Below are 11,040 nucleotides of genomic sequence, written 5' to 3'. Positions count from 1 at the left end.
AGTTGCTTAGGGTCAAGTTTTGAGTATTTTACTAAAATAGCTTTAACATTTTTTGGGGAATGTTTTAAATCCTATGGTGATGTTAAGTTAATAGCTTAAGAGATATTCTAAAGGAGTTATCTTATTTAAAAAATTACTTGGACGCTTATAGTTTTTTGAGCATAGCCTTTCATGTTAGATTCAAAGAAGACTGAATAGGCTGCTCCACACTTTCTACTTTCTCGAGCTTGGTGTTGGGCTTAAAGGTATTGACCTTACCCAGAAAAAGTGGAGAGAAAGTTTGGAATGTTTTTCACAAAGAGAATGATGAATCAAAATGCTCAGGAATGCAATAGTTAATAGTGACGTTGTTTGTTATAAAAAATTTCTATATATTCAAATATAGCAGTTTTGATATGCTGTTTAGAGTGCCGAGAGGTGTCTATTGGTAACTCCCTTTTTAGAGAACTGAAGAAGCTTTCCACAACAGAATTGTCGTAACAACAACCTTTATGACTCATCTATGTTTTTTATGGATAAGAGATATTGATAACCTTGCAAAGTATATTGTGAACCTTGATCACTATGTAATAGTAGATTTTTGGCAGGTTTACGCTTGTTAACGGCCATTAATAAAGAGTCCATAACCTATTGTTTATTTATTGAACTGCTCATTAACTACCATGCGTGAATATAGATCGATTATTGTTGCCAAATATAGCCATCCTTCTTTGGTTTTTATATAAGTAATCCCATACTTTATTTGGTTATCGACAATAAAGTTTTGGTCTAATATATTGGGAGCTACTGTCCGTTTGTTGTTTCTTAATTTTAAATTTTCTTCTCAATATAGCCTGAATACCATTTTTCTGCATAATACTTTGCACTGTTTTTAAGTTGCAACTTTTACCCAAAGCCTTTAATTCAGCATGAATTTTAGGAGCTCCATATCTACATTTAGAAGCTTGATATATTTTTTGAATATCTGCTAATAACTCTTTATTTGCTGATTCTCTACTGCTTATTTTCCTTGTAGTCCACTTATAGTAGCCACTAGCAGAAAACCCTACATAATTCCTGCACTTTATAGTGTTTACTATGCTCTTTTATGAAAAAATATTTTACTCTTTTTGACTGGCCAGGGCTTTTTTTAAAATGTCTCTTTCTCTTGTTACTTTTGCTAACTCTTTCTGTAAATCAAATCTCTCTTTGTCATAAGGTGCTACATCTGGAAATGCATTTGCCGCTGACTTTTTTTCGTTATATTTCTTCATCCATTTTCCTAATACACTATCCCTTATTCCTAGATCTCTTGCTACTTTTGCAACTGGTTGACCTACCTTTCTTTGTTCATTTGCCAGCTTAACAGCTTCCAATTTGAATTCTGCCGTATATTCTCTTGCCATTTCTAATCCTCCAAAATTTTATTTTACCCGAAAAAACTCCTTTCTTTCTCTCCACTTTTTCTGGGTAAGGTCAAGAAGCCTATTGTCTAATTATGTACCTAAATTTTATTACGGCACTTTCACTACTACTTTAACGAGTGAGCTACCTTTCTATAAAAGACCTATCGACTGTTGCAATTATAGGCGTAAACAAGAATGATAAAAGAGTACGAGATTGAGTAACTATGTACACTTCTGCTGGCATACCAGGGTATAGGTATACGTTTTTAAACTGAGCAAGCTCTGGTTTTGGTATCACTACACGTACTGAATAATAACGCCCTAGCCTTGGATCATCAAGGGCATCGGGAGAAATATTGCTTACTATACCATTAATTAAACTTAAACGACGTGCACTGTAAGCACTTAAACGAACTTTAACCTTTAGCCCTTCTAGCCCATCAATAGAGACTATATTGCTATCTTTCTTTTGTGCTGACAGTATCTCTTCTATGTTTCTGGTCTGAATTTTAGCATCTATTATTAGGTCATCATCCGATGGCACTACGCTCATGATCGGAACTCCAGATTGTATAACACCACCTTCAGTATGGTATCTTATATCTGTGACTATCCCATCTTGAGGCGATTTAATTATTGTACGTGCTAATGAATCTTCAGCAACCATCAGTCTCTCTTTCAAGTCTGCAATAGACGTACTAACTTCCTTAAGTTCAGCGTTTGCTCTTTCTTGAGAATCATTTCTCACGTTTATAATTTCTAATTCGTTCTCTCCAATTTTTTGCTGCACTTGAGATATTGCAGAACGGTAATGTCCAACTCTGCCTTCAATTTCAGCAAACTGCTTTTCTAAAGCTAAAATGTGTGGTTTGCTTATATGGCCACTATCAAGTAATTGTCTTTTTGTTTCCAACTCCTCAGTTATCAAGTCATATTGCTTATGAGCTGCATTTAGTTGAAAGTTTAGCCCCGCTAATTCATCATTTAACTGCTTTATACGTTGTTGCAGTATGTCTGTTTTTCCCAATATGCTCTTTCTCTGAGAGTTGAACAACTTTACTTGATTCTTTATCGCTTTATTTACAAGTTCATCGTGAGATAATTTTTTAACCTCATCAGGAAACTCGAGCGTGTCCAAATCTACTCTGATTGCAAGAAGCCTTGCTTCTGTTGCTAAAAATGATAAGAGCTTCTCTTTGATGATACTTAAATTCGCCTTCTCGTTAACATCACTCAACAAAACTAGAGGCTCATCTTTTTTAACTGCTTGACCCTCTTTTACTAAAATTTTGCTTATTATTCCTCCGCCCAAGTGTTGAACTATTTTTCTATTTGAAGATACAATAACTTCTCCACTTGCATGCACCGCACCGTCAATTGGAGCTATAGCCGACCAAATACCACCTATCCCAAAAAAGATGAGTATTACTACCAGACCAAAAAATAGTGGTCCCCATGTTACTTTCAGGACTTCATTTACGTTATTACTTTCGCGTTTTAAAATAAAATTTATCACTGCATCAATCAATGCAAACGTCTTATCCAAAAATTTTGGGTACTTCTTCTTTTTATTTTTTGCTCCTTGCATATTTATATTATCACCATGGCCAATCAAGCCTGTCAAAGAAAATCCAGCGCTAAGCTTTTTTAACTTACTTATCATAATACTACTGTGAATTTGTGTTAACTCAAGATAACACACAAAAACAAAGAATCTATAATTTAAGCATTCCATTTAGACTGTAGAGCACCAGAATAAACTATTTAGTAACAATTCCTGCATCAACTATGTTTTTAAAATTTTTTGACGTTTAACTTTATTATAACTTTTTCTTTACTTTGTGAATATCTGAGTTACTTATATTATGTAAGAAATCTATTGCCAACTAGTCAATATTCTGTTAGGAATTAAGATAATATAAAGTTATTATGCTTAAATTGGAAAGCAGAAAGTTCCTGATTACTGGCGCATCAGGCGGAATAGGGCAAGCAATTGTAAAAATTATGCACAAAGCCGGAGCAACTTTATGTATTTCTGGCACAAAAAAAGAAGTGCTCGAAGAAGTTGCTAAACAATATGAAAAAAATATGCACGTACTCCCTTGTGATTTATCAAATGCTGAGGAAGTAAATCAACTAGTAAACAGAGCAAGTGAGTTGATGGAAGGCTTTGACGGGCTTGTATGCAACGCGGGCATTACGCAAGACAGTTTATTATTGAGAATGACAGATGAAGCATGGCAAAAAGTAATTGATATTAACTTGAGCTCTATATTTAAGCTGAATAGAGAAGCATGCAGGAAACTAATTAAGAATAATTGGGGAAGAATTATAAATATTTCCTCAATAATAGGGCTAACAGGAAACGCCGGGCAAGCAAATTATGCAGCGTCTAAAGCTGGAATAATAGCCATGAGCAAATCTATAGCAAAAGAAGTTGCAAGTCGTAATATAACAGTAAATTGTATTGCTCCTGGGTTTATAGATACTAAAATGACTGAAGTTTTAAATGAAGGACAAAAGGGAAAAATATTAGATAATATTCCAATGAAAAGAATGGGAACAGGGGAAGAAATAGCAGCAGGGGTCTTGTTTTTAGCAAGTGATGAAGCAAAATATATAACAGGGCATGTGCTCAATATTAATGGTGGGTTATTTATGTAGCAACACTTATGTATGGACAAATTATAATTTTTACTTTAAAATAAAAAATGTGTAGGTTTAGGTTTACGTTAATTTATTACTTAGAGGCAAAAAAATGAGCTCTATAATAGGATTTTTTGGTGTCTTGTGTGTAGTATTGCTTTTCTCTTTCTCAGGTTACGCAGCTATCACTGGTCCTGATATGGATGATACAACACAAGTAATATGTAATATTATTGGTTATGTTTGGGGGATAGGCGGTCCACTTATGACGGTAGTAATAATTGGTGCAGCTTTGCTTGCAATATTTGGCAGGATGCCGTGGCCAGCCCTCTTTGCTCTAGGCGTGTTTTGTGCTGTATTTTTTGGCGCTAAGACGATTATAATAAAAGTTATGCCCAATGTAAGCGATGAAGCAAAAGCTATGTTGGAAAAGTGTGGAAAGAAATAACCCATAAAAGTACAGAAATGCTTTTTTGTTATCCATTAAATCGCTTCATATCTTCAACTTGCAACAAATAAGGGCTATCTTTTGGTAAAGTTTTAACAGCTAGCTCAGCATATTTTGTAAATTGCTTTAAATCACCTTCAATACAAGCCTTTTTTGTCAAGGCAAAATAATGCATTGCCGTATCAGCTTCACATTTATATGCAATGCTTAAATACTTCCAGACAAAAGCGTTATTTGGTTCTATATTCAAAATCTGCTCCAGGTAAAAAATCGCCTTTTTTGCATCACCGTGTAATAATAAAGTATGAGATAATGCAAGTTTCACTAAATAACTGTTTTTCTCAGATAAATACCTAAGCGATTCCTCATACATTTTTATTGCTTCACTTAAATTTCCGGCCTTGTATAGCATTTCTGCTTTTAATTCATATAGGTATGGGTCATTGCGTGACTCTTGAATCAATGAATTAACTTTAGCAATAGCCTCTTCTATCTTTCCTTGCCTATAGCAAACTATAGCATTTACATACTCAGAATTATTTTCATATTTATTAGATAACACATGAATAGGAGCAAAGAAAGAGTCTAGCTTGGCAACCACACGCTCAAACTTTAGTAACTTATCCGCAAAAATTGGTTTTACGTTGTTTTTAACCTTATAATTTTGTACAGCAAATATACGTTTCTCACTAAGTGGGTGAGTGCGGAAATATTCCTCGGTGTTCTCATGCTCAATACTTTTAAAATAATCAAAAATCTCTTTCATACCTGAATTATCATAGCCAGATTCATCAAGATACCTTAAAGCATAGCTATCTGCTACACTTTCTTGCTCTTGAGAATAGTTAAAAAATAGCCTTGAACTAAACGCTACACCACTAAGCAAAATTGCACCAGCAACCTGAGGGTTAATGATAATACTAGAAACTAATCCTACCATATAACTAATCATTGCTATCGATTGAAAATAACCCATAGCACTACTCATTTGCAATATATGACCAGCAGATATGTGAGCAATCTCATGTGCTAATATACCAAGCAGGACATAAGGTTTAGCCGAATATTGTAAAAGTCCTAAATGAATGAAAATACTGTTATTGTTAATTACAAAAGCATTAATCGAATTGTCATTAATTATAAAAACTTTTATTTGCTCATGATCAATATCCGCAGCAGAAAATAAAGGTTGCGCTAGCTCTTTCACTATTGCTTCCACTTCACTATCTCTAATAATGTTAATAGAGTAAGCATTATTATAATATGCAAAAAAGAACAATAAGGTCAAAAACTTAGCAACTCTAAACATGAAAATTCTGTGCTTGTATAATTTATAGAAATTCTATATTTTAACACTTAAATTATACAAATTTATAAACGCTAGTTTAAATTTTTAACGTAACTGATAAGTTTGTCGATGGTAGTTAACTTAATTTTATGTTGTTCAGCAAATTTAAGTAACTGAGGTAAGCGCATCATAGAGCCATCATCATTCACTAATTCACAAATAACTGCTGAATGATCAAACCCTACTAACTTCGCCATTTCAACACTCGCTTCAGTATGACCAGCACGTTGTGCCACCCCACCTTTATGTGCAATTACAGGAAAAACATGACCTGGAGTTATGATGTCATCCTGAGTACCATCCTTGTTGATAGCAGCATGTATAGTTTTCGTTCTATCCTCTGCTGAAACACCGGTTGTAATGCCATAACGTGCATCAATTGATGTAGTAAATGCGGTATGATTTTCACCAATATTTTTCTTTTCCATGAAATTAAGGCCCAACCTTTTCATGTGAAATTTAGTCATTGCTAAGCAAACAACCCCTGTACCGTACCTAACCATAAAAGCCATATGTTCCGGCTTTATTTTCTCAGCTAAGACAATCAAATCGCCTTCATTTTCTCTATTTTCATCATCAACTAAAATGAATAATTTACCGGAACGAGCATCCTCTAATACATCTTCCACAGAAGAAATACCTGGTAGACTCATTGAAGCATAAGTGGCCTGTACCATAATAATTTACTTAAATTCAATCTTAACTATTTTATACAATTTCTCTCCATTTGGCACTGTCACTTCCACATATTCACCGACTTTTTTGCCGATTAAGGCACTCCCAAGTGGTGAACTAGTAGATATTAACTGCTTTGAAACATCAGCTTCATATTCGCCTACAACCTTATAAACATATTCCACTTCACCGTTATTATCACTTAACATGCTTAATGTCACAGTTGCACCAAACATTACTGAATCACCAGACAAATTTTTTACTTCTATTACTTCCGCATGTGAGAGCTTACTTTCTATCTCCATTATACGGCCTTCAATAAAACCTAACCTTTCCCGTGCTGCATGATACTCTGCGTTTTCAGACAAATCACCTTGATCACGAGCATCAGAAATAGCCTGTATCACAGAAGGTTTTTCTTCCTTTAATTTTTCAAGTTCGGCTTGCATATTCTCAAAACCTTCACTCGTTATAGGAAATTTATTAATAATGGATGAAGCCATAATCACCACCTAAACGCAATTAAATTGAGTAACGAAATTACTCACAATGTTAAAAATATCACCTTTTATATCATCACTCATGTCATTTGACAACTTTTTTAAAACCCCAGGATGCACAGTATGAAAATAATTAATAAGATCATGTTCAAATTTATTAATGTAACTTATTTGTATTTTACTTAACTGATTATATAGGTTAGAAAAAATATACATCAGCACTACTTGTTCTTCTATTGACATAGGTAAATGTTGTTTTTGCTTTAATAACTCGACAAGATATTTACCCTTATTCAAGGATAATTGAACACTAGCATCAAGATCAGAACCAAATTTTGCGAAATCTTCTAATTCTCTATACTGAGCTAAGCTTAGCTTTATAGAACCAGCAACTTTCTTCACAGACTTTAGTTGTGCAGCAGAACCAACCCGTGAAACTGACAAACCTATATTTACTGCAGGTCGAAATCCTTTATAAAATAATTCAGACTCAAGAAAGATCTGCCCATCGGTAATTGAAATAACATTTGTTGGCACATATGCAGATACATCACCAGCTTGAGTTTCGACAATTGGCAAAGCAGTTAAAGAACCCTGCCCTTTTTTATCAGACATTTTAGCAGCTCTTTCAAGCAAGCGAGAATGTACATAGAATATATCTCCAGGGTAAGCTTCACGACCAGGAGGACGTCTGAGCAATAAAGACATCTGCCTATATGCCACAGCATGCTTAGATAAATCATCATATATAATCAAACAATGCATTCCATTGTCACGGAAAAATTCCCCAATAGTGCAACCAGCATAAGGTGCTAAAAATTGCATAGGCGCGCAGTCAGATGCACTAGCCACAACTACAGTTGTATACTCTAATGCTCCGCTTTCTTTCAGCTTATTTACCACTTTTGCTACTGTTGAAATTTTTTGCCCAATAGCAACATAAACACAGTAAACTTTTTGATTTTCGTTTACCTCATCGTTAATCTTCTTCTGATTGATAATAGTATCAAGCGCAATAGTAGTTTTACCAATTTGTCTATCACCAATAATTAATTCACGCTGCCCTCTACCTATTGGAATTAGCAAATCTATAATTTTAATTCCTGTTTGCAGTGGCTCATGCACAGACTTACGATCAATAATGCCTGGCGCTTTAGATTCTATATCCATTCTGTTTTTGGCTCTAATTTCCCCACCGTCGTCCATAGGATGGCCCAACGCATTTACAACTCTCCCTAACAATTCATGCCCTACAGGCACCTGCACAACATCACCACTACATTTTACAACGTCCCCTTCTTTCACATCACGGTCATTACCAAGCACAACTATTCCAGCCGTATCATGATCTAAATCGAGAACTATTCCTTCTACACCACTTGCAAAAAATACCTTTTCACCGAATTTTGCTTTTTCCAGCCCATAAACCAATGCGATACCATCTGTTACTGAAATTACTTCACCTATATTTTCCCGCTTTATAGGATTATCAAACGTCTCAACCTTTTCTCTTATTATACTTGCTATCTCAGAAACATTCATACTGTTCTTCATACAAAATTCCTTACTTTTAATATTTCCATTTTACTTAAGTCAACTAACCTATCCAAGTAACTTTTTAGCGAAGCATCGATCAAATTAAAACCATACCTAACTACGAAGCCACCTAGTATAGAAGGGTCAACCACATTGCTTACTTTTATTATTTTACCAAGAAAGCTCAAAGATTCAGTAATTATTTTTATATCAGATTCCTTTAAAGTTTCTGCTGACTTTATAGTAATTTCGAATTCATTTTCATTTTCTCTTGCAAGACTTAAGAATTTTTCTAATATAAGGATCAATAAACTAGAGCGTTTATTTGCAAATATAACCATAATAAATTTTACTAAATTCTCACTCAAGTGCTCATTTATAGAAAGCATCACTTCTTTTTTGTGTGCAAAAGAAATCATAGGATGAGATAGGTACACAAAAACATCACGTTGATCCTTAAAAAAAGCCAACAAAAATTCTACTTCTTTCCTTATAATACCTAACCTGCTTCCTGAGACATGAAATAGCACTCTAGCGTAAGATGAAACTAAATTATTGTATTGGGTCTTTTTCATATTAAATCCAGTAAATCTAAATTAATTCAGCTACAAATCTTTCATTCTTCAATCCAAGCATTTTTTATATAAACAGGTCTTCTCTTTAAGGAAAGAAAATATAAATCATATCTGACTGAATAATCTAAAAAACTAAGGTTTTTACTTAAGAAATACTTAGAAGAATTTATAATAGACTGACATTGAAGATGAGATATCGGTATTTCTTTTCCAAGTAAACTTGTTTTAACTTCTATAAAAATCAGCTCCTTTTTTTTAGATACAATCAAGTCAATTTCACCGAACTTACAACGGTAACGGCGTTTTATAACATTATACCATTTCAGTTTTAAATATACTAAAACTAATAACTCGCCAAAGTAACCTACAAAGTAGCGTAACCTACTTACCACAAGAAGAACAATTATGATAACAATTAACTTTGTGTAACTACTTTGCCTCCTTCTTTATTTTTACTATAAACCTTACCTCTTGCTGCAATATCCCTATCAACCAGTTCTATCACTGCCATTGAAGCGCAATCACCCTTTCGAGTGCTAAATTTTATTATTCTAGAATACCCACCTTTACGATCTTGATAACGGCTGGCTAAGACGTTTAATAACTTATCAACTGCTAACTTACTATTATGAAGGCGTGAAAGCAAAAGTCTTCTACCATGTAAAGTATTCTTATTCTTAGCAATTGTAATAAACTTTTCGACATATGGACGAAGTTCCTTAGCTTTTGGTAAAGTAGTTACAATCTGCTCATGGTTAATTAATGAGATAGATAGATTCTTTAACGTCGATAATCTATGTTCAGTACAACGAGATAGTTTACGTTTTTTTATTCCATGTTTCATATATCACCTAATCTTCATCAGTATGTTGTTTAGCCAACTCATCTATATCCTTAGGTGGCCAGTTTAGCACATTCATACCCAAAGACAAGCCAAAATTAGTCAAAACTGCCTTAATCTCATTCAAAGACTTTCTGCCAAAATTAGCAGTTCTTAACATTTCACCTTCTGTCTTTTGCACAAGATCACCTATATAAGTGATGTTTTCGTTTTTCAGACAGTTATGAGACCTGACAGATAATTCCATTTCATCTACCTTACGCAATAAGACAGGGTCATAACCCAAATCTTTAGCACCACTAGACGAAGAAACCTGCGATTTTTTATAACTTACATCAGAACTAATAAAGGGCTGAAGTTGCTCCTGTAATATTCTTGCAGCAGAGTCAACAGCTTGACTCGGAGAAATTGTACCATCAGTTTCAATTGACAATATCAGCTTATCCTTATCAGTCACTTGGCCAACACGACTGTTCTCTACCCTGTACGAAACCCTGTTGACAGGGCTATACAAAGCATTAACTGGAATAAAACCAATTAAATCCTGTTCACTCATAAGCTTCAAAAGTTCGTTTTCTTTATACTTAATTACAGGAAGATAACCTTTTCCGCTAGCCACATATATGGTCATGTTAAGCTCTACATTTTGCCCCAGCGTACATATTAATAAATCCTTATTCACAATAGAGCATTGATCATCAGTTTCTATCATCCCAGCTAATACCTGGCAAGGCCCTTTAGCGTTTAAATTTAAGCATTTATTAGAAGCACCATTTAATTTACACCTCAACATACCCATATTTAATACTATATCAGTTACGTCTTCTCTCACCCCTTGAATTGAAGTGAACTCATGAGTTACACCTTCAATTTTTATTCCATAAACAGCACTACCTTTAAGAGAAGATAACATTACACGTCTTAATGCATTACCTAATGTTAAAGCAAAACCACTTTCCAACGGTTCTAGCACTATATCACTTTTTTCACTTGAATCATCTGATATTACCTTAACTGAACTAGGTTTAATCAATTTATCTAAATTGCTACAGAGAGAAACATCATTATTATAATACATAAAACAAC

11 protein-coding genes and 1 pseudogene are annotated in these 11,040 nt (G+C 34.1%); 2 read left to right on the top strand and 10 right to left on the bottom strand.

What is annotated here, in order from left to right; genetic code table 11:
* Positions 1–292: 292 nt before the first annotated feature.
* Positions 293–1,385: pseudogene (locus OPR21_RS08720) on the bottom strand (IS3 family transposase).
* Between the two features lie 142 nt (positions 1,386–1,527).
* The gene (locus tag OPR21_RS01930; RefSeq protein ID WP_174516815.1) at positions 1,528–3,048 is read right to left on the bottom strand and encodes an HlyD family type I secretion periplasmic adaptor subunit; all 1,521 of its coding nucleotides are present in this window, start codon (positions 3,046–3,048) and stop codon (positions 1,528–1,530) included.
* Positions 3,049–3,314: 266 nt separating this feature from the next.
* Here OPR21_RS01930 and fabG point away from each other — a divergent pair, with 266 nt between their 5' ends.
* Positions 3,315–4,049 carry a 3-oxoacyl-[acyl-carrier-protein] reductase gene (fabG, locus tag OPR21_RS01925; RefSeq protein ID WP_265030082.1) on the top strand — a complete coding sequence of 245 codons (735 nt, stop codon included), beginning with the start codon at positions 3,315–3,317 and terminating at the stop codon, positions 4,047–4,049.
* Positions 4,050–4,143: 94 nt separating this feature from the next.
* Positions 4,144–4,479 (top strand): TrbC/VirB2 family protein, encoded by a 336-nt coding sequence (locus OPR21_RS01920; protein ID WP_236514837.1) that lies wholly within the window; start codon positions 4,144–4,146, stop codon positions 4,477–4,479.
* A 28-nt stretch (positions 4,480–4,507) separates the two neighbouring features.
* On the opposite strand, the gene OPR21_RS01915 is transcribed toward OPR21_RS01920, so the two are convergent.
* The 8 genes from OPR21_RS01915 to OPR21_RS01880 form a co-directional block, all read right to left on the bottom strand.
* Positions 4,508–5,788, bottom strand: coding sequence for a M48 family metalloprotease (locus OPR21_RS01915; RefSeq protein ID WP_236514838.1), 1,281 nt, complete (start codon positions 5,786–5,788; stop codon positions 4,508–4,510).
* Positions 5,789–5,859: 71 nt separating this feature from the next.
* A complete protein-coding gene (gene ribB / locus OPR21_RS01910) occupies positions 5,860–6,504 on the bottom strand; it encodes a 3,4-dihydroxy-2-butanone-4-phosphate synthase (protein ID WP_007549343.1) in 645 nt (214 codons plus the stop codon).
* Between the two features lie 6 nt (positions 6,505–6,510).
* Positions 6,511–7,005 carry a transcription elongation factor GreA gene (gene greA, locus OPR21_RS01905; protein ID WP_077190318.1) on the bottom strand — a complete coding sequence of 165 codons (495 nt, stop codon included), beginning with the start codon at positions 7,003–7,005 and terminating at the stop codon, positions 6,511–6,513.
* Between the two features lie 9 nt (positions 7,006–7,014).
* Positions 7,015–8,556 carry a F0F1 ATP synthase subunit alpha gene (gene atpA / locus OPR21_RS01900; protein ID WP_012673176.1) on the bottom strand — a complete coding sequence of 514 codons (1,542 nt, stop codon included), beginning with the start codon at positions 8,554–8,556 and terminating at the stop codon, positions 7,015–7,017.
* Positions 8,553–9,113, bottom strand: coding sequence for an ATP synthase F1 subunit delta (gene atpH / locus OPR21_RS01895; RefSeq protein WP_010962742.1), 561 nt, complete (start codon positions 9,111–9,113; stop codon positions 8,553–8,555). Before atpH ends, atpA begins: the two co-directional genes overlap by 4 nt.
* Before the next feature lie 41 nt (positions 9,114–9,154).
* The gene (locus OPR21_RS01890; RefSeq protein WP_012673177.1) at positions 9,155–9,505 is read right to left on the bottom strand and encodes a YraN family protein; all 351 of its coding nucleotides are present in this window, start codon (positions 9,503–9,505) and stop codon (positions 9,155–9,157) included.
* A gap of 23 nt (positions 9,506–9,528) precedes the next feature.
* Complete coding sequence (rplQ, locus tag OPR21_RS01885; protein WP_007550873.1) at positions 9,529–9,957, bottom strand: 50S ribosomal protein L17; 429 nt, start codon at positions 9,955–9,957, stop codon at positions 9,529–9,531.
* Between the two features lie 7 nt (positions 9,958–9,964).
* The gene (locus OPR21_RS01880) at positions 9,965–11,032 is read right to left on the bottom strand and encodes a DNA-directed RNA polymerase subunit alpha (protein ID WP_077188176.1); all 1,068 of its coding nucleotides are present in this window, start codon (positions 11,030–11,032) and stop codon (positions 9,965–9,967) included.
* Between the last annotated feature and the right edge of the window lie 8 nt (positions 11,033–11,040).

Source organism: Wolbachia endosymbiont (group A) of Philonthus cognatus, assembly GCF_947251755.1.
Taxonomy (GTDB): Bacteria; Pseudomonadota; Alphaproteobacteria; order Rickettsiales; family Anaplasmataceae; genus Wolbachia; species Wolbachia pipientis.
This window is presented reverse-complemented; position numbering and strand designations above follow the sequence as displayed.